This window comes from Methanobrevibacter sp. (assembly GCF_051877095.1).
In the GTDB taxonomy this organism is placed as follows: Archaea; Methanobacteriota; Methanobacteria; order Methanobacteriales; family Methanobacteriaceae; genus Methanocatella.
Genome location: NZ_JBJEIO010000013.1, coordinates 40177 through 58710, shown reverse-complemented (window position 1 = coordinate 58710; position 18534 = coordinate 40177). Strand labels below are relative to the sequence as shown.

Below are 18534 nucleotides of genomic sequence, written 5' to 3'. Positions count from 1 at the left end.
ATATGCTTAGAAAAAGAAGAAGGATTTCCGAATCTGTTGATGATGATCCAATGGGTGGTTTGAGTAACCTTTCAGATGCCATGTTAGTATTAGCATTAGGTTTTTTAATATTTGCAATTATGGCATTATCAGTTAATCCAGATATGATTACTGAACAAACCCAAACTCAAGATGTCTCAACAGAGAATACATTTACTCAAAATTATACTGATGCTGCTGGAATGGAAGATAGTGGATATAATGAAGTGGGTAAAGTTTACGAAGATCCAAGTACTGGTAAATTGGTAATGGTATCGGGTTAATAATTGGAAGTTTTAAACTTCCTATTCTTTTTTAGCACCACATTCACTACATTCCCGTGTTTGAAATTTAATAACTCCACCACATTTATTACATAACCATTTTTCATGGTCTTGTGTCATCATTCGTCCAATACCTGTTGTTTTTATTCTTTTAGCACTTTCTAATGTGTTTAAATCATGTCTTTTAATGTATTTTTTTGAGTGCTTTTTCATTAATGGGCATGGAAACTCGCTGCAACGTCCACAATAGCTAAAATTTTTGGAATCAAAACAAGTTTTAATTTTGCACTTTAAACTTGATTTGCTTTTTCCATCATTGCTTATTAAGCATCCAGCACAGGGATTTTGGTATTTTTCACAGCTGATGCAGTTAATTCCACAAGGAGCTAGTAATTTTGAATCTAAAGTTTCAGGCATTTTCATAGTTTCACACTCATTAAGAAAGTTATATATTCATATTTGATTTTATAGTTATCATATGTTGTGATTTATGAGTTATATAATTAAAATAATTGTAATTATTTTTTTAAATAATGATTTTACTTGTTTTTACGATACATTTATAAATACATAAAACAAATATTTGATTACTGTTATTTTTAACAGTAAATAAATTACTTTTTTCTGGGATAAGTTCCCAAAGGATGTGGCCTTCGTGGCTGAACAAAAAGGTGTTATTTATGTATAAATATATTAGAGATGCATGGAAAAATCCAGATGAGTCTTACGTACGTGAACTCATGTGGCAAAGAGCTCCTAAATGGAGAAGACAAAAAGTAGTTCAAAGAATTGATAGACCTACCAGACTCGATAGAGCAAGAAGTTTAGGTTACAGAGCTAAAAAAGGTTTCGTTTTAGTAAGAACCAGAGTAAGACGTGGTGGAAGAAGAAAAACTCGTCGTTTCAACGGTCGTAAACCTAAAAGAATGGGTGTAAACAAAATCACTCAAGCAAAATCTCTTCAAAGAATTGCTGAAGAACGTGTAGCTAAAAAATACCCTAACTTAGAAGTATTAAACTCTTACTGGGTATGGGCGGACGGAAAATATAAATATTTCGAAGTTATTTTAGTAGATCCACAAAGTCCTTCTATAGTTAACGATAAAAAAATCAACTGGATTTGTTCTAAAAAACACACTAACAGAGCTTTAAGAGGTTTAACTAGTGCTGGTAACAAAGGACGTGGAATTAAATCCAAAGGAAAAGGATCTGAACAAGCTAGAAGAAGAAACTTATAAGTTTTCTTCTTTTCTTTTTTTTTCGATTTAAATGATTCATAATATTAAATTCAGAGCTTTCGTTTATGAAAATGAGAGTATTGATGAAATTTCCCAAGCTATTTTAAATTTACTTCCTGAAGCTGAAATTGAAGTGGAAGAAGCTGAAGGATTACTTGAAGATAAAATTCTTATCTTAACTGGTGTTGTGTCTAAGAAAAGATACACAAAGACTTTTTTTAATAAACTTTTAGAATCTGTTGATTTAAATAAGTTGAATGATGATTTAGAGAGTAAAATGGATGAAAAAGGAAATTGGTTTCTAAGATTTGATAAAACCGATGCTCTAGATGAAAAATTAACTATTTTAGATAAAGGAGATTCAATTCATTTAAAAATCAAAATCGCTGCTTTTCCAGCTAAAAAACAGATGGCTGTTGATAAAGTGCGTGAAGCTATTTTAGATAGTATTTAAATGAGTAGTGGTCCTGGTCATATGATGCATACTTTCTAATTAATTATTTATATTATAAAAAATAATTAAATAATTAATCATATATTAGGAGGAGTTATATGAAAGACCAAGTATACTATGGAAAAGGAATAAATCAATTGGAAGATGATAATCCTGATTTATATGAACTTGTAAATAATTTAAACTCTACTGTTTGGAATGGTAAATCATTAGATTATAAAACTCAGAAATTAATAGCTATTGGTATTGCTGCTTCTCGTGCAGATGCAAGAGCTACTAAAAAACAAATACAAAGTGCTATTCAAGAATTAGGCATTACAAAAGATGAAATCGTTGATGTTTTAAGAGTTGTGTTATTAACATCAGGAATGCCTGCTTTTTCTAAATCACTTCAAATATTAAACAGTGTTACTGCAGCTATTGAAGAAGAATAATTCTTCTTCTCTTTTTTTAACTTATAGTTTGTAAAATCATTTTTATAATAAAAAATAGTATAAAACAAAGCATTCCAGCATTTAAAAATGTTGTTTTTAATGGTTGTTTTAATGAGATTTCCGTTTTTTTACCATTGAATTTTGCTTTTTTATATTTTAAAAGATTAATTATTCCAATAAATAATGCAATTATGAATACTAATGAGTAGATTATTACAAAACTCAAATCAAAAGGATTAATTATTCCAGTGATTAAGTTAGTTACACTTTTGGTTAAAAATAAACTGACAACTGATCCTGTTAAGTTTATAGTCATATGTAATAAAATGGTATATGTTATTTTTCCAGTTTTTATATAAACATATGCAAAAAATCCACCTAGTAATGTGGCATAAAAGAACTGATTTAAGTTTCCGTGGAATAATCCAAAAAGAATTGCAGATAATATAATTGATATTTTAACCCCATACTTAATTGTTCTGTCAATTAATAACTTTCTAAAGAAAAATTCTTCAAAAATTGGTGCAATAATACTTATTAGTAAAATATTTAACCATAAATCAGTAGAATTAATCAAATTTTTAATAGGGTTGGATATATCATTTTGAATAGCTCCACCAAGTACATTGGTTATTATGATTCCAATAATATTCCCAATCCACATTAATGTAAATGCAATACAAAGGTATGTTAAAAATGTTTTAATATTTAGGTTATTGACTTCTAGTTTTTTAGCATCTAATTTTCTCATTAAAAATACTAAGATGGGTAATGGCAAAAGGTAATTGCTAATAGCTGTTATAATTGTTGATATATTTATATTATTAAGAATTTCTGGTTTTGTAAATGCAATAATGTTTGCTAAAATAATTGTAATTATTAATGTGGATATTGCATAAATTAAGTAATTGAATCCTATTTTTGAGAAAAATTTTTTATTTGAGTTCATTTTATAACATCCTATTAGAAGTATATTCTTTTTTTATGCTATTTAACAGTATCTTTAAAAAATTTAGTTATATAAACAATGCTATTTGGAATTTTAAGTATTGAGTCTGTTTAAGTGATGATAATTATGTTATAATGGGCATAGAAGCTATTTAATGAATTATGATTCTTAATGTTTATTTTTTAAAAGTTTTTATAATATGAAAAGTAAAAGTATTAGTGTATTAATTTTTAATAAGTGATTTAATGTTTGAAAATTATAATAATAAATTTATTCCTTTGGTTTTACCAGTAATTTTGATACTATTCTGGTATCTTATTACTAATGCTTTTGGACTATTTAATTCATATATCTTACCGGGTCCTTTAGATGTGGTGAATTCAGCATTAGTAGTAATCGAAAATGGTAAGCTCTTAGCCAATACTATTGATACATTGTACAAAGTATTCGCGGGTTTAATATTGGCATCTATTGTAGCTATTCCTCTTGGAATCTTACTTGGATGGTATAAAAGACTAGAAGACATATGTACTTTCGTAATCAGTATTTTAAGGCCGATTCCACCAGTTGCATGGATTCCATTTTCTATTTTATGGTTTGGAATAGGTACTTTTCCAGCAGTATTTATCATTTTCATGGGTTGTGTTTTCCCAATTTTAATTTATACAATTGATGGTGTTAAAAGGACTGATAAGGTTCTGGTTGAATCTGCACAAACCCTTGGTGCTAATGATTGGAATGTCTTAAAAAGGATAGTATTACCTTCTGCAGTACCATATATTGTTTCTGGTTTGAAAGTTGGTATTGGTATTGCGTTAATGTGTACTATTTCTGCTGAAATGATTGGATCAAGTAGTGGTTTAGGTTATATGATTTTAACTGCAACAAATCTTTTCGATACCGGTACAACTGTTGTTGGTATGATTGTAATAGGTTTGATTGGACTTGTATTTGACTTTGTATTTGGTAAAGTTCAAGATAGAATCTTTTGGTAGGTGTTTTGCATGTCAATTGATGTTAAAAATATTTATAAAAAATTTGAAACTAAAAAGTCAGAAAATTTGTCTGTTTTAGAAGATATTAATTTAACTATTAATGATGGTGAATTGGTATGTCTTTTAGGACCATCTGGATGTGGTAAAACAACTCTTTTAAGATTAATTGCTGGTCTTGAAACTCCGAGTTCTGGTGAAATTGTTGCAAATGGTGAGGTTGTTAAAAAACCATCTGGGGACAGAGCAGTTATTTTCCAACAATATTCTCTATTTCCTTGGTTAACAGTTCTTGAAAATGTAACTTTTGGTTTGGAGATGACAAAATCTGGTTCTAATGAAGAAAATATTGCAGCTGCTGAAAGGTATTTGAAAAGTGTCGGTTTAATTGACTTTAAAGATAGCTATCCACATGAACTTTCTGGAGGTATGAAACAAAGGGTCGCAATTATTAGATCTTTGCTTAATCATTCACCTATATTACTCATGGATGAGCCGTTTTCTGCATTGGATATGCAAAATAGACATAATCTTCAAGAACAGTTAATTGGAGTTTGGAAAAGATTTGAGAATACAATTGTTTTTGTAACTCATGATGTTGATGAAGCGGTTTATTTAGCAGATAAAATTGTTATTTTAGACAAAAATCCTGGTAGAATTTCAGATATTGTCGATGTAAATTTAGAAAGACCAAGAAAAAGACAATCTCCGGAATTTATTGCAATTCAGGAGTCTATTGTTAAAGATTTAAATATGGAAGAATAATTTATATTCTTTTATCCTTTTTATTATATTTTAGCTATTAATGTGCCATAATTTCCATTTTTTATTCCTTCATACACATAATCTAGTGCTTTCACGATTGATGTGTTAAGGTTATTATTTTTAGCAAGGTATGCAACAATTGCTGAAGATAAATTACAACCAGTACCATGTAAATTTTCTGTTTTTATTAATTCTTGTTTGATAGTTGTAACTTCATCATCAATGCTTATAGTGTTTAAACCATCTAGATGACCTCCAGTAATAATATTATTACAAACTATCTTTTTAGAAGCTTTAATAGCGTCTTCTTTTGTGTTTATTTTCAAATTTGTTAATTTTTCAGCTTCAGCTATATTTGGTGTGGTTAACATTGAATTTGGAAGTAAATATTTATTAAATGCATCTGCAATGTCTTCTTTGGTTAGGTCTCCACCGGATGTTGCAACCATTACAGGGTCAACTACTGCTTTTAGATTATATTCTTTAATCTTTTTTGAAACTAATTTAATAATTTCTGGTGAATATAACATTCCAGTTTTAATAAATTCCACTTCATAAGAGTCAAGAACTGCATCCATTTGTTCTTCAATGTAGGCTGGTAAAACAGGTGATGTTGAAAAGAATTTATATGGATTTTGTGCAGTGATTGCTGTAACAATTCCAGTTCCATAAACTCCAATAGCTTGAAATGTTTTTAAATCAGCATAAACACCAGCACCGGCAGATGGATCAACACCTGCAATAGACATTACTATCATTAATTAACTCCTTGTGACTTTTAAACGTTCACTTCCACGGTAAGGTTCTACTTTAACTTTGAGTCCCTTTAAGTATTTTCTAGTGTGAGTATGTTCTCCATGAATCATGATTTCACCTAAATCTTCAGCAGTGTTAACATCCAATGCCATAAATAAAGAATCATGAACTTGAGGATTTAATTTTTTTCGCTCAGCAGCATTTACATGTTCTTTGTAACTTAATCCTTCAAATTTAGTGTGTATTGCCATAGGTTTCATAATAATCATATTAGTTCCACCACCTTTTGATGGTACTATTATGAAATCTAAGTTTTTAGAAGCTTCAATTAGCATTGAAATATTTGTTTTCCCAATTAAAGGAACATCTGAAGGAACAATGATTACTTTTCTTGTTTTTCCTTTACATTCTTTCATTGCTTGTCTTAATGCTTTATTTAAGTTTGAATCTTCATTTTCTAAGATAGTATCTAGGTTTAAGCTTTCAGCATACTTTAGAACATCTTCATCTCTACTAATAATGAATATTTTATCTACATGCTTTTTTAAAGCCTCAGTTACATCCTGAAGCATTACTTTTAAGAGTTTTTCCCTTTCTTCTTCTGATAAAAAAGGGGAAAGTCTTGTTTTAGCATTTTTGAACTTACTCACTGGAATTATTGCGTAGAAATTATCCATTTTAATCACTTAGTATGTTTTAGCTATTAAAGCAGTATATTTAGCATCTCCTTTACCTGAGATGCATTTACCTTCCATGACTTCTTCTTGAATACCTAAAATGTCATATCCAGTTTGTTCTTCAATTTCCCTACCAATAGCTTCATCCCCACACCAGTAGAACTTAACAACATTACCAGATTCAACAAGTTCTTTAACTTCTTCTATTTTTTCTGTAAATTTAACATGATTTTCTTGGAAATTCCATGCAGATGAAGATAAATTTTCTTCGGTTTTATTTAATAAATTAATAATATTATCAGCTAAAGAGTCATCAAGAGCAATTTCAATTTTTTTTCCTTCATCTCTTCTCATAGCTACTGTAATATTGTTTTCTAAGTCTCTAGGTCCAAGTTCAAGTTTTAATGGAGTTCCTTTTAATTCCCAATCGTGGAATTTTTTACCAGGTCTTATGTCTCTATCATCGATATTTACTCTAAGTCCTGCATTTTCTAATATAGTTTTAATTTCACTACATTTTGTTAAAACTTCTTCTTTTCCTTTTTTAAATAAAATTGGAATAATTGTAACTTGGTTTGGTGATACTTTAGGTGGTAAGCGTAATCCAGTTTCATCTCCGTGAATTCCAATTACGGAAGCAATTACTCTATCAGATAATCCAGCACAAGTTTGATATACAAGTTTGTGTTCTCCGTCTTTGTCTTCAAAGGTTATATCAAATGTTTTTGCAAAAGTTTGACCTAAATTGTGGATAGTACCTATTTGTAATGTTTTGCCATTAGGCATAATTACATCAAAAGCCATTGTATAATCAGCACCAGGGAATTTATCCCATTCTGGTCTTTTAGAAATTAAATATGGAAGTCCTAAATCGTCAAAGAATTCTTTATAAATCTCAATAAATTCTTGGATTTGTTCATCAGATTCTTCTTTAGTTGCATGAGCAGTATGTGCTTCTTTAAATGTTGTAATTTCTCTTACACGAATTAAAGGTCTAGTATGTTTTGTTTCATATCTAAAGGTATTTACAATTTGATAATATCTAATTGGAAGATCCATGTGTGTTCTAATCCATAATGAATACATTGGATAAATTGCAGTCTCACTAGTAGGTCTTAGTGCTAATTGTTCGTTTAATTCTCTTTGACCACCTTTAGTTACCCAGTATACTTCATCTTCGAATCCTTTTACATGAATTCCTTCTTTTGCAAGTTCACTTTCAGGAACAAGCATTGGAAAGAGTACTTCTTCGTGATCTTTATCTAATAATTCTTTAATAATATTCATTGTGTGTTTTCTAATTTGAAAACCGTATGGCATCCAAACTGCCATTCCTTTAATAGGATATCTTGAATCAGTAATATTTGCATTTTCTAAAATATCATGAAACCATTCATCAAAATTTTCCACCATATCACCTAAATAAATTTTATAACATTAAACTTTTTGTTTTTAATAAGTATTAAGTTTATTTAATTTATATAATAAACAAAATTAATGTTTTATTTAGTATAAGTTATAAGTTATAACTTATGAATTATATGTAATAAGAGGTACATTTCAAGTGTAACTTTTAGAATAAGAAAATTATTTATAACTATTTTTATAATAATTAATATTGATTATAATTTATTTTTAGGAGATATTATGACTAATAGGAAAATACAAATGCCTCGTGAAGTTTACATAGATCCAGGTATTGTACATGATACGGCTGAAATCTGTAATTCTTTACATCTAAGTGATGATTTTTTAATAGTAACTGGTTCACATACTTATAATATTGGTGCAAAACCTGTTATTGCGAGCTTAGAAAAGAATAATTTATCTTATGAGGTAATTAAGGTTGCTAATGCTTCTGAAGAATCAATTTCAGAAGTTGAAGAGTTAATAACTTCTAAAACTACTGTTTTAGGTGTTGGTGGTGGAAAAGTTATTGATGTAGCTAAATTATCATCATTCAATAAAGGCGTATACTTTGTATCCATGCCAACAACAGCTTCACATGATGGTATTGTATCTCCTTTAGCATCAATAAAAAATCCGAATACTTCAATATCTGTTGCAGCACACTCTCCAATAGCAGTTATTGCTGATTCTGAGATTATTGCACAGTCTTCATTTAGGTTACTTGCAGCAGGGTGTGCTGATTTAATTTCTAACTTTACAGCTATAAAAGATTGGGAATTAGCTCATCGTTTAAAAAATGAATCATTTAGTGAATCTGCTGCTGCGTTATCAATAATGTCTGCTCATTTAATTACGGATAATATAACTAATATTAAACCTAATCTTGAACCTAGTGCACGTATTGTTATGAAATCATTGTTTAGTGGAGGAATGGCTATTAGTATTGCAGGTTCATCACGTCCAGCAAGCGGATCGGAACATTTGTTCTCACATGCATTAGATAAGATTCTTGAAAAGCCTGCTTTACATGGGGAACAATGTGGTATTGGTACAATAATGATGATGTACTTACATGGTGGTGATTGGAAAAGTATTAAGAATTCATTGGAAGCAGTTCAAGCTCCAACAACTGCTACTGATGTCGGTATATCTGATGAAGAAATAATCGATGCATTAGTTATGGCAAATAAGATTAGACCTAATAGATACACTATTTTAGGTGATAATGGAATTTCTCGTGAAGCAGCTTATGAGCTTGCTTATAAAACTGAGGTGATTTAGATGATTACATTAATAGGTAAAGATTTGGCTAAAAAAGGTCAAGAATTTGTTTTTTTAGGTCCAGCTGATGAATGTGAAAATTGTAGATTCAAATCATCTTGTGTTGGAAACTTAGAATTAAATAGAAAATATGTTGTTGTAAATGTCAAAGAGAATGAGCAGAAATGCCCAATTCACTCTGGGGGTATTGTAGTCCCTGTTGAAATTGATAGGGCTCAAGTTGATTTATTAACTGCTTCTAAAAATATTTTTGAAGGATCTACATTTACATTTAATGCTCCTGATTGTGATGAGACATGTGAATTCCATGATTTATGTTTCCCAGAGGGATTACAAGAAAATGATAAATGTATTTTATTGAATAACAATGGAAAACATAAAGAGGAATGTAAAAAAGGATATAAACTCAATAAACTTACTTTAGGATTTGTGATATAATGAAAAACACTAGTGGTAATAGTTCTAGTAAAAAGAATGCAGGATACAAGGCTGCTGAATATGTGGAAGATGGAATGGTTTTAGGGTTAGGTACTGGTTCAACAACTCACTTTTTCATTGAAAAAGTTGGTATGAGAATTAAAGAAGAAGGAATAAATGTAAAAGGTATTCCAACATCTTTCCAGTCATTATTAATTGCAAAACAATGGAATATTCCAATTACTACTCTTGAAGAAAATGACATTGATTTATCTGTTGATGGTGCAGATGAAGTAGATGATGAATTTAATTTAATAAAAGGTGGTGGAGCAGCCCATACAAAAGAAAAAATTGTTGATTATGCTGCAGATCAATTTATTGTCATTGTTGATGAATCAAAAGTTGTAAAAGAATTAGGTAATTTCCCTGTACCTGTTGAAGTATTGCCTGATGCATCTCGTATGGTAATTAAAGAATTGGAAGATATGGGAGCTAAATGTGAAATTAGAATGGCTCAAAGAAAAGATGGTCCTGTAATCACTGATAATGGTAATTTTGTAATTGATGCTAAATTTGATAAAATAGAATCACCAAAGCACTTAGAAATTGATATAAATACGATTCCAGGTGTTGTTGAAAATGGAATATTTACACAAATGGTTGATAAAGTTATTGTTGGTACAGATGATGGTACTAAAGAGTTGGAGATGATATAATGCCTATTGGTGCTGGAATACCATTTGATTTAAAGGATATGAGTTACAAAATAGCTATTATATTTGGAGTATTAATTGTAATTTATGGTGTTTTATGGTTGCTTGTTGAGTTAAATATGATTCCTGCATTATTTTTTGTAATATTTCCTCAAATTGTTTTGATTTTAATTGGAATTGCTATTATTTACTTTGCTGTTGATCGTAAAAAGAAATATTATTAATTTTTTTTAAAAAAAGAAAAATAAAAGAGATTTTATATATCTCTTCTATCTTTTAGTTGTTAATACTATTTTAGTATTTGTGGAACTATAATAGTTGTTTCCATTATATTTAATGGATGCTGTGAATTTTCCTGCTTTAGTTAATCCAGTAATCTTAAATGTAGCTCTACCTTTAGAATTGGTAATTGCTTTGTAAGTTTTACCGTTAACTTTAAGATAAACAGTACCTTTGTAGATATATTTACCTTTATTGTCTTTTAAAGCAATAGTGTATTGTTTAACTTTTGTTTTTACTTTGAAAGTCTTTTTATAAGCAGTGATTTTTGATGGTTGTTTTATTGCTTTAATTACTACGTTTCTGGTAACAGGTTTGTATGTATTATCACCATTAAATTTGATGGTTGCTTTTTTAGATCCAAGAGTAGTAGTTTTTATTTTAAATACAGTTATTCCTTTTGAGTTTGTTATTGCAGTATAAGTTTTACCATCATAGTTCATAGTTACTTTTTTATTAGCTAAAACTTTACCATTTGCATCTTTGAATAGTACATTGTAAGAGTATCCTTTAACAAGTATGGTTAAGTAAAGATTTTTATTAGCTGAGGAGAAAGATGTTGTAATTCTGTCATCTGTAACTGTAATAGTTTTATTTACATTAGTTGGAGCATAATTATCATCACCTGCGAATTTAATAATTGCATTGTAGGTACCTGTAGGTAATGAAAGAGAAATAGTTGCAGTTCCATTTTCATTAGTTTTAAGAGAATAATCAATACCATTAATATTGATGATTACATTTTTATTTGCTAATATGTCTCCATTTTGACCAATTAATGTAAAATTAAATTCACCTTTTCTATATCCTGTGGTTATATCAGATGCATTAATGGTTACGGTTTCTTTATCAGAGTAAGTTCTAATAACATCGTCTGCACTTTGATATTTGCTATCTGCTCTTACAAGGTAACTTACAAAAGTAGGAGGGAATGGTAAGAAATCTAAATTGTATGAATTTTCACCGATGGTTACGTTGTAGTATCCTCCACCAAGTAAAATACCAATTCTACTTCCAGAAATTGAATTGTTAAATATAACTTCATTTCCAGATCCATAAGCTGTAATTCCACTTATTTTACAGTTTGAAATAGTATTGTTGTATACAGTGTGTCCTGTAGAGTGCATAAGGTAAATTCCTTCTTTTGCACTAGAAATTGTGTTATTGAAAACAGTTACATTTGGTCCGGTTCCGTGTCTTACATCAATACCATGATTAGTAGCATTGGTAATTGTATTTTCAGCAATAATTCCATTAGGAGAACGAAAGTTCATAATACCTGTGGTGTATACATCATGGACATTATTTTTGGTAATTATACTATCACTACAGGATTCTTGGAAAATACCCCAAGAAGCACCACTTACGTCACATCCAGTAATTATTAAATTGGAATTTGAACCTGCAAAAATTCCTGCAGTTTTATATTCGTTGGTTTTTTCGTTAACTTTGGTAGTGTCGTATTTAGGATATTGTGCTTTAATATTTAAGTTACTTACAGCAACATTGGTAGTATTTACTACATATAATACTGCATTGTATGCTATAGCATATCCTCCATCGTTAGTTGGTTTTTTAACTTTCTCTGCAACATTATTTAAGTATTGTGTTTCATTGTTAAAGTTAATTCCAGTACATCCAACTAAAGTAGCATTGTTACCCATAATTTTAATATTTTTATCAATGTAAATTGAAATGTCATTGTAAACAGCATTTGGAGTGAAACTTAATGTATCTCCGTCAGCCATGTTATTGATAATGTTTTGAATATCAGTATTTGATGAGCCTTCTGGAACAATAAATTCAGTTCCAGTTTTATTTAAAATAGAATCATAATTAATACTAATATCTTTTGGTTCAGTAATTCCTGTAAATGCTATGTAATTAGGATTAAAGGAAGAACTATCACTGAATGTACCTATCATATCTTCAGGACCTTGGTATTCAGATTTTGCTTCTGCAACATAATATACAAAGGTTGGTGGGAAAGGTAAGTTATCTAAAGCAAATATATTTTCACCAACAATGATGTCTTTGTATCCACCACCAAGTAAAATACCAATTCTAGATTTTTGCATTTTATTTCCATTTAATTTAATATTTGATGAACCATAACAACTAATTGAACTGATAGTACAGTTAATTAAAGTGTTGTTAGAAACAGTATGGCCGGATGAATGCATTAAGTAAATTCCTTCTTTTGAGCCAATCACAGTATTATTAATAACTTTAACATTTGGTCCGGTTCCGTGTCTTACATCAATACCATGATTTTTAGCATTAATCACTTTGTTGTTTTCAATTAGAGTTCTCGCAGATCCAAAGTTTAAAAATCCTGTTGTCTTTTGATTTTTAATGGTATTATTTGTTACATGTCCATCAGCACAGTGTTGAAAGTATAATCCCCAAGAGGATCCATCTAAAGTATTATTTTTGAAAGTTAAATTGTTTGCATTCATTGCATATACTAATGCATTAGAATAAGTAGCAGCACTATTTGCACCACCAATTATTTTTAAACCATTAATCACAACATTATCTGCTTTAACAATGTATAATGTAGCAAAATTTTCAATTACATATCCTCCGTCATTAGTATCTTTGTAGATAATTTCAGGAGTGTTATTTTTAGAAGGAGTGTCATATCCTATTAATTCTGCACCATTACCATTTATTGTAATGCTCTTGTTTACATAAATACAAATATCTTTGTAAGTTCCTTTTTCAAAGTTAAGAACATCTCCATCTTTCATACTATTAATTGTATTTTGGATTGTATCACTATCTGATCCAGCTGTAATAGTGTGTTGTGAAGATGTTTGAGTAACGTAGTTGTTACTTTCATCTAATGTAGGTATATCATTATTTTCTTGTAATATATTATTGTCTGAAGTTGTATTTTCAGCAGATACATTACTTATACAAAGAAATAAGAGTAAAACTAATGATATAACTAACATATGTCTTTTTTTATTCATTATTATTTCCTCATCTTTATATAATATATTGCTTAAAGATACAATATTTGTCGATAAGCAATATGTTACATGTTATATTTTTTATTATATTTAAATTAGAATACTTTAATTATGAAATATAAATGAGTTATTTTTTTCAAAATAATGATTTAGTTTATTTTTAGTCTTATTTTTTAATAAAATTTATATATCTATATTAAGTAAATGATATATTATGAAATCAATATGAATATTAATACGGTTCATTCTTTTTTAATAATAATTGGGGTGATTTGAGTATTAAATTTTAGTCAATATTAAAATAGTTTCATATTAGTTTAAATTATTTTTACTTGATGTATTGATTTTAAATTTATATGGGGAGGATTGGTATATATAGGAGGATGGATATGAATAAATTCTTAAATGTTTTATTCATATGTGTTATTGCTTTATGTGTCATTTCAACTGTCAGTGCAAGTGATACACCAGATAATGCTACTATTAGTCCAACTATTGGTTCATCTTATCAAATAAGTTCAGATTTGTCCAATGATGAAATTCAGACAATGTTTGATAATGCACAAGATGGAGATGAATTTGTATTTACAGATAAAGAATATAAGAATATTTCTTTAGTTGTTGATAAGAAATTAAATATTGTTTCTAATAAAAATTCAAAAATTCATACTTTAGACCAAATAACTGATAGGGCAAAGAATTTGGGATTAAGCAATTCTTTCGGGTTTTATTTCACATCTCATAGTTCTGGAAGTATATTATCAGGATTAACTATTATATCCAATAGTGATTATGGTGTTGTTGTTGATTCATCAGATAATACAACAATCAGAAATGTTGTTGTTCAAAATGGAAAAACAGGTATTTTAGTTAAAAACTCAAATAATGTAGGTGTATTATTTAATAATATTTCAAAAGTTACTGGTAATGGAATTCATTTAGAAAATGTTAAAAGGTCAACAATTTCTAAAAATACAGTTTCTTATAGTAAAAGATCAGGAATACATCTTTCAAATATTTACTATTGTAATGTAACTAATAATACTGTGCATCATAATGGATTTAATGGGATTTCCTTATTTAATAAGACTACTGGAAATATAATTAAATACAATTTGGCTTATGAAAATCCTAATGGGATTTATATAAATTCAATTTCAAGTTATGATGTTATTAATGCAAATACTTTTACTAATAATAAACGTCATACTGATTATGAATTAGGAGCATTTGAATCAGGTAATGGATTATTATTTGGAGCTGATTTTAAAACAGCAAAAGAAGGAAGTTCTTCAAGATTAGAAGTTAAATACAATGTTTTAACTCATAATGAGGGATACCAAGCTAAAAATAATCCTGAGTTGCCAGTGTTTAAACTGGGAGATAATTGGTTTGATTCAACTGATGATGCAAATACATTTGTTTGTCCTATGCTTCTTGCAGGTATCATGAAAATGGGAACTTTTTCAATTAAAAATGGTATTGGTCTTCAAATGTATGATACTAATGGAAAAGCAGTTAATGAATTCGGTACTTTTGATATAAAGGTTAATATTAATGGAAATCAGTATACTGCAAAATTTGTAAATGGTAAAGCTATAATTGATGCAAATCTTGATCCAGACACTGAATATGAAGTTGAAGTAATGATTGGTGGTAAACCAGTTAAATATACTTATAAAACAGCATATGGTGATAAGAATGATGGTCCTGATTCATCGACATCAACATCACCAGATGGTAATCATGGAAACTCAGGAACAAAACCTGATGATTCTTTAAATAATGATAATGGTGCTTCAAAAGGTGGAAATTCTGATAATGGAACTTCAAAAAGTGCTCATTTCGCAAATTCTATGAATTTTGGAGTTTATGGTACGAATGCTTCTGGATTATATCAGGATTCATCAGATAATGGTGATAGTGCTTTAACTAATGGTGATACTAATGCTGGAGATTCCAATGAAGGTGAACAATCTGAAGAGGGCGAAGCATATGAAATAGTCCCTCCAAGTAAAATTTCAAAAGAAATCACTGACACTTCAGGCCTTGTAGTATTAAGCATTGTTTCAATTATGGGAATGATTATTTATGGTTACTGGAGAAAACCTGAAATAGAAAATTAAACTTTTCTTTTTTCTTTTTTTATTTATTAACAAGTTTTAATAAAATATATTTGATGACTATTAAATTTAATTCTTTAAAAATAAACACGAATAAAAATTTTGAAATAATTGACATTACTTCTAAAATTAATGAATTGATTAATATTGATGAGGGAATAATATCTATTTTTTCGAAACATTCCACATCAGCTATTGTTGTTAATGAAAATGAAGCAGGATTATTAGATGATTTAGAATTTTGCCTTGATAATATTGTTTCAGATAAATTTAGTTATTCTCATGATAGAATTGATAACAATGCAATGTCACATTTAAAATCATTTTTACTTTCATCAAGTGAATGTTTACCTATAAAAAATGCGAAACTTGATTTGGGTACTTGGCAATCTGTATTTTTTATAGAATTAGATGGGCCAAGAGACAATAGAACAATAACTTTGACAATGGTTGGTGAATAATTGAATAAATGGTTAATTATTTTAATAGTTATTGTGATTATTTTATTTATTTTAACAGTATTTTTTAATAATTATGATGTCACACCAGAACTAAGTAATTATTCCCAAATAGAAATTCAAATGAGAAAATTATGGTATTAAAAAAAGAATTAAAGAATTTATTTGTTAATAAATTCTATTTCAAATGCAATTACTGGATAATCTAAGTTAAAGTTTGTAATAACTTCAGGTGATATTTCACCAAAGAATCCTTTGATGGTACCTTTTTGAGCTTCACCAGTTACATTAGCTACTCTTCCTTCAATGAAAGTTTTATTTTCACTGTCCTCAATTTCCATAGTATATCCTAAATTTGATAAAACACTACTCATAATAGATTTAATTTCAGTAAAGTTAGCAGTTGAGTGGCAAACGAGTGCTGCTAGTTTTTTGGAAGAAACGGTTTTATTTTCTTTAGTTTCATCTAAGTATAGAACATCTCCTATTTCGAATATTTTTTGAGGTAAATCTTCGTGTTTATTGTCTTCTAAAAATTCCATAAGTGAGTTTATTAAACTGGTTCTAATAATTGTTCTATCAATTGTAATTGGTCTTGCAACTTGAACATGAGGTGCTTCTTCTTGGTTCATTTTTTTATAATGTGCTTCTTCATTGGTTAACATTAAACTCATTACTTCTTGGAAGCCCATTGCAATCATTACTTCACGAATTGTACTTTCTGCTTTAAACCAGTTATTCTCATAAGCTACAGTATTAATGTCCGGAAGTTCTGCAACTACATCGTTAATATGGTATTGTACTGCAATATTTTCAACAATATCTACTTCATGTAAAATATCTACTCTATATGATGGTATTATAGCTTTAACTTCGTTTTCATTGATTATTTCAGCATCAAAACGAGCTTTTAATAATAATTCTTTAATATCGTCTGCAGTTAAATTAATTCCACCAATTAATTCATTAGCAGTAGCTACATGAACATTCATTTCTTGAGGAGTTAAATTTGGAGTTATTATTGTTTTATCTTCATATTTGACTTCCATAGACTTGATTTGACCACCTACTTCTGCAAAAGATGAACAAATAATATTTAAAGACTGATTAACTGCTTTTTCATCAGTACCAGTTACATCAACAATAATATTATGAGTATCTTCTTTGATTTTAGTTAATTCTCCGTTAATAATTGGAGGCATTGATAATACATTGTCATCTTTATCAAGAATTAATGGATATTTTTCAAAATCTTCAATTAAATGAGCATAGTCTTTTCCTTTATCATGTTCAGTTAATATTTTGTGAGGAGTCATTTTGTTATCTTTTTCAAGTGGAACGAATGAATTGTCATCTTTTGGAGTTGCAATATATTTAAATGGACCATTTACAGCATCTGCATTATGAATACCAATAGCTACTTTTTTTCTATCTCTTCCAATAACCCAATGGAGGTTTTCTTGGAAATCCATAATATATTTTAATTTATCTCCTGAAAAATCAACATTATCTATTTTAGCAAAGCCAATGTATGGTCTAATTGCTGCAACATCATTATCTACAGTAACATATTCGCCAGATTCTTCAACTTTATAGTCTGGAAAACCTACTTCTTGTCCAATAAATCCTTTAAATGATCTAGCTACTCCTTCAACAGAGAGATTGTCTGGTCTGTTCGGGAAGAATTCTACTTTAATTTCTTCATCATCAAAGTCTTCAATATCACTAGACATCATTGGTAAAGTATCGATTAATTCGTCTTTTTCCATATCTATTCCTAAATCTTTTAAATCTTGATATTTGAATGTAATAACTGGCATTTAAATAACTCCATTAGATTTTATAACCCATATATTATCATAAAGAATAGAGATTCAATAACAAAATGAAGAGCTCTATGTTCTAATTCACCTAAATTAGGTAGTAATATTGTATGGGATACATCTATTATAAAATGAATCAGGGCTGCTAATAATCCAATAATTGGATTTAAAAAAACAACTGATAAGATGATAAAATGGAATGCTGCTTCCATTGTTTCATGAATTAACCAAGTCTGCCATGAAGAATGAGTAGATTGTTGAATAAACACACCTAACAAAATATAAAAGTTATTTAAAACTTTCCACATTAATGTAGTATGTAATACATCACTTATCGCTAAAACAATGGCAACATAAAACCAAATCATTTGCATTTTTCTTACAGTCCTTTTAATTGATAATACTAATATTTTAGTTTTATTATATAATATAGTTACCTATTAAAAGATATTTCTAATGTATTATGAAAGTTTTTTAAATAATAA

20 protein-coding genes are annotated in these 18534 nt (G+C 28.7%); 12 read left to right on the top strand and 8 right to left on the bottom strand.

Annotated elements, in window-relative coordinates; genetic code table 11:
• Nucleotides 1-2 precede the first annotated feature (2 nt).
• Entirely contained in the window at nt 3-302 is a 300-nt protein-coding gene (locus tag ACI389_RS07875) for a DUF2149 domain-containing protein (protein ID WP_439780983.1), read from the top strand.
• A 21-nt stretch (nt 303-323) separates the two neighbouring features.
• Here the strand turns inward: ACI389_RS07875 and ACI389_RS07870 are convergent, their stop codons facing one another.
• Nucleotides 324-725 carry a DUF3795 domain-containing protein gene (locus ACI389_RS07870; RefSeq protein WP_439780982.1) on the bottom strand — a complete coding sequence of 134 codons (402 nt, stop codon included), beginning with the start codon at nt 723-725 and terminating at the stop codon, nt 324-326.
• 257 nt (nt 726-982) lie between these two features.
• Here ACI389_RS07870 and ACI389_RS07865 point away from each other — a divergent pair, with 257 nt between their 5' ends.
• The 3 genes from ACI389_RS07865 to ACI389_RS07855 all read left to right on the top strand — a co-directional run bounded on the left by ACI389_RS07865 (nt 983) and on the right by ACI389_RS07855 (nt 2428).
• The gene (locus tag ACI389_RS07865) at nt 983-1540 is read left to right on the top strand and encodes a 50S ribosomal protein L15e (RefSeq protein ID WP_439780981.1); all 558 of its coding nucleotides are present in this window, start codon (nt 983-985) and stop codon (nt 1538-1540) included.
• A 31-nt stretch (nt 1541-1571) separates the two neighbouring features.
• On the top strand, nt 1572-1994 hold the full coding sequence (locus ACI389_RS07860; RefSeq protein ID WP_439780980.1) for an RNA-binding protein: 423 nt from the start codon (nt 1572-1574) through the stop codon (nt 1992-1994).
• Nucleotides 1995-2092: 98 nt separating this feature from the next.
• A complete protein-coding gene (locus ACI389_RS07855) occupies nt 2093-2428 on the top strand; it encodes a carboxymuconolactone decarboxylase family protein (RefSeq protein ID WP_439780979.1) in 336 nt (111 codons plus the stop codon).
• A 16-nt stretch (nt 2429-2444) separates the two neighbouring features.
• Here ACI389_RS07855 and ACI389_RS07850 read toward each other — a convergent pair whose 3' ends face one another.
• Nucleotides 2445-3377 carry a lysostaphin resistance A-like protein gene (locus ACI389_RS07850; RefSeq protein ID WP_439780978.1) on the bottom strand — a complete coding sequence of 311 codons (933 nt, stop codon included), beginning with the start codon at nt 3375-3377 and terminating at the stop codon, nt 2445-2447.
• 245 nt (nt 3378-3622) lie between these two features.
• Between ACI389_RS07850 and ACI389_RS07845 the strand changes: the two genes are divergently transcribed.
• Entirely contained in the window at nt 3623-4372 is a 750-nt protein-coding gene (locus ACI389_RS07845) for an ABC transporter permease (RefSeq protein WP_439780977.1), read from the top strand.
• 9 nt (nt 4373-4381) lie between these two features.
• A complete protein-coding gene (locus tag ACI389_RS07840) occupies nt 4382-5134 on the top strand; it encodes an ABC transporter ATP-binding protein (RefSeq protein WP_439780976.1) in 753 nt (250 codons plus the stop codon).
• Nucleotides 5135-5157: 23 nt separating this feature from the next.
• Here the strand turns inward: ACI389_RS07840 and thiD are convergent, their stop codons facing one another.
• From thiD to proS, 3 genes are read right to left on the bottom strand one after another with little or no spacing between them, the layout of a single operon-like run.
• Nucleotides 5158-5892 carry a bifunctional hydroxymethylpyrimidine kinase/phosphomethylpyrimidine kinase gene (thiD, locus tag ACI389_RS07835; RefSeq protein WP_439780975.1) on the bottom strand — a complete coding sequence of 245 codons (735 nt, stop codon included), beginning with the start codon at nt 5890-5892 and terminating at the stop codon, nt 5158-5160.
• A gap of 3 nt (nt 5893-5895) precedes the next feature.
• Entirely contained in the window at nt 5896-6567 is a 672-nt protein-coding gene (gene cofC / locus ACI389_RS07830) for a 2-phospho-L-lactate guanylyltransferase (RefSeq protein WP_439780974.1), read from the bottom strand.
• 9 nt (nt 6568-6576) lie between these two features.
• Nucleotides 6577-7980, bottom strand: coding sequence for a proline--tRNA ligase (proS, locus tag ACI389_RS07825; RefSeq protein ID WP_439780973.1), 1404 nt, complete (start codon nt 7978-7980; stop codon nt 6577-6579).
• A gap of 234 nt (nt 7981-8214) precedes the next feature.
• Here proS and ACI389_RS07820 point away from each other — a divergent pair, with 234 nt between their 5' ends.
• Genes ACI389_RS07820 through ACI389_RS07805 form a run of 4 tightly spaced genes read left to right on the top strand, consistent with a single transcriptional unit; the run spans nt 8215 to nt 10612 of the window.
• Nucleotides 8215-9258, top strand: a complete 1044-nt coding sequence (locus ACI389_RS07820; RefSeq protein WP_439780972.1) for an NAD(P)-dependent glycerol-1-phosphate dehydrogenase — start codon at nt 8215-8217, stop codon at nt 9256-9258.
• Nucleotides 9259-9696, top strand: coding sequence for a UPF0179 family protein (locus tag ACI389_RS07815; protein WP_439780971.1), 438 nt, complete (start codon nt 9259-9261; stop codon nt 9694-9696).
• Nucleotides 9696-10391 carry a ribose-5-phosphate isomerase RpiA gene (gene rpiA / locus ACI389_RS07810; RefSeq protein WP_439780970.1) on the top strand — a complete coding sequence of 232 codons (696 nt, stop codon included), beginning with the start codon at nt 9696-9698 and terminating at the stop codon, nt 10389-10391. The genes ACI389_RS07815 and rpiA overlap by 1 nt, the downstream gene beginning before the upstream one ends.
• Nucleotides 10391-10612, top strand: a complete 222-nt coding sequence (locus ACI389_RS07805) for a hypothetical protein (RefSeq protein ID WP_439780969.1) — start codon at nt 10391-10393, stop codon at nt 10610-10612. The genes rpiA and ACI389_RS07805 overlap by 1 nt, the downstream gene beginning before the upstream one ends.
• A gap of 45 nt (nt 10613-10657) precedes the next feature.
• On the opposite strand, the gene ACI389_RS07800 is transcribed toward ACI389_RS07805, so the two are convergent.
• Nucleotides 10658-13645 carry a right-handed parallel beta-helix repeat-containing protein gene (locus ACI389_RS07800; protein ID WP_439780968.1) on the bottom strand — a complete coding sequence of 996 codons (2988 nt, stop codon included), beginning with the start codon at nt 13643-13645 and terminating at the stop codon, nt 10658-10660.
• 389 nt (nt 13646-14034) lie between these two features.
• Between ACI389_RS07800 and ACI389_RS07795 the strand changes: the two genes are divergently transcribed.
• Both ACI389_RS07795 and ACI389_RS07790 read left to right on the top strand, forming a co-directional pair.
• On the top strand, nt 14035-15771 hold the full coding sequence (locus ACI389_RS07795) for a right-handed parallel beta-helix repeat-containing protein (RefSeq protein WP_439780967.1): 1737 nt from the start codon (nt 14035-14037) through the stop codon (nt 15769-15771).
• Nucleotides 15772-15824: 53 nt separating this feature from the next.
• A complete protein-coding gene (locus tag ACI389_RS07790) occupies nt 15825-16229 on the top strand; it encodes a secondary thiamine-phosphate synthase enzyme YjbQ (RefSeq protein WP_439780966.1) in 405 nt (134 codons plus the stop codon).
• Nucleotides 16230-16387: 158 nt separating this feature from the next.
• On the opposite strand, the gene pheT is transcribed toward ACI389_RS07790, so the two are convergent.
• Together pheT and ACI389_RS07780 are read right to left on the bottom strand one after the other, a co-directional pair.
• On the bottom strand, nt 16388-18046 hold the full coding sequence (pheT, locus tag ACI389_RS07785; RefSeq protein WP_439780965.1) for a phenylalanine--tRNA ligase subunit beta: 1659 nt from the start codon (nt 18044-18046) through the stop codon (nt 16388-16390).
• Between the two features lie 20 nt (nt 18047-18066).
• Nucleotides 18067-18423 (bottom strand): hypothetical protein, encoded by a 357-nt coding sequence (locus ACI389_RS07780; RefSeq protein WP_439780964.1) that lies wholly within the window; start codon nt 18421-18423, stop codon nt 18067-18069.
• Nucleotides 18424-18534: the final 111 nt, after the last annotated feature.

Bases quoted from the DNA above. Each gene is read 5' to 3' on its own strand.
- ACI389_RS07875 (WP_439780983.1), top strand. From the start codon at position 3: ATGCTTAGAAAAAGAAGAAGGATTTCCGAATCTGTTGATGATGATCCA.
- ACI389_RS07870 (WP_439780982.1), bottom strand. From the start codon at position 725: ATGAAAATGCCTGAAACTTTAGATTCAAAATTACTAGCTCCTTGTGGA.
- ACI389_RS07865 (WP_439780981.1), top strand. From the start codon at position 983: ATGTATAAATATATTAGAGATGCATGGAAAAATCCAGATGAGTCTTAC.
- ACI389_RS07860 (WP_439780980.1), top strand. From the start codon at position 1,572: ATGATTCATAATATTAAATTCAGAGCTTTCGTTTATGAAAATGAGAGT.
- ACI389_RS07855 (WP_439780979.1), top strand. From the start codon at position 2,093: ATGAAAGACCAAGTATACTATGGAAAAGGAATAAATCAATTGGAAGAT.
- ACI389_RS07850 (WP_439780978.1), bottom strand. From the start codon at position 3,377: ATGAACTCAAATAAAAAATTTTTCTCAAAAATAGGATTCAATTACTTA.
- ACI389_RS07845 (WP_439780977.1), top strand. From the start codon at position 3,623: ATGTTTGAAAATTATAATAATAAATTTATTCCTTTGGTTTTACCAGTA.
- ACI389_RS07840 (WP_439780976.1), top strand. From the start codon at position 4,382: ATGTCAATTGATGTTAAAAATATTTATAAAAAATTTGAAACTAAAAAG.
- thiD (WP_439780975.1), bottom strand. From the start codon at position 5,892: ATGATAGTAATGTCTATTGCAGGTGTTGATCCATCTGCCGGTGCTGGT.
- cofC (WP_439780974.1), bottom strand. From the start codon at position 6,567: ATGGATAATTTCTACGCAATAATTCCAGTGAGTAAGTTCAAAAATGCT.
- proS (WP_439780973.1), bottom strand. From the start codon at position 7,980: ATGGTGGAAAATTTTGATGAATGGTTTCATGATATTTTAGAAAATGCA.
- ACI389_RS07820 (WP_439780972.1), top strand. From the start codon at position 8,215: ATGACTAATAGGAAAATACAAATGCCTCGTGAAGTTTACATAGATCCA.
- ACI389_RS07815 (WP_439780971.1), top strand. From the start codon at position 9,259: ATGATTACATTAATAGGTAAAGATTTGGCTAAAAAAGGTCAAGAATTT.
- rpiA (WP_439780970.1), top strand. From the start codon at position 9,696: ATGAAAAACACTAGTGGTAATAGTTCTAGTAAAAAGAATGCAGGATAC.
- ACI389_RS07805 (WP_439780969.1), top strand. From the start codon at position 10,391: ATGCCTATTGGTGCTGGAATACCATTTGATTTAAAGGATATGAGTTAC.
- ACI389_RS07800 (WP_439780968.1), bottom strand. From the start codon at position 13,645: ATGAATAAAAAAAGACATATGTTAGTTATATCATTAGTTTTACTCTTA.
- ACI389_RS07795 (WP_439780967.1), top strand. From the start codon at position 14,035: ATGAATAAATTCTTAAATGTTTTATTCATATGTGTTATTGCTTTATGT.
- ACI389_RS07790 (WP_439780966.1), top strand. From the start codon at position 15,825: ATGACTATTAAATTTAATTCTTTAAAAATAAACACGAATAAAAATTTT.
- pheT (WP_439780965.1), bottom strand. From the start codon at position 18,046: ATGCCAGTTATTACATTCAAATATCAAGATTTAAAAGATTTAGGAATA.
- ACI389_RS07780 (WP_439780964.1), bottom strand. From the start codon at position 18,423: ATGCAAATGATTTGGTTTTATGTTGCCATTGTTTTAGCGATAAGTGAT.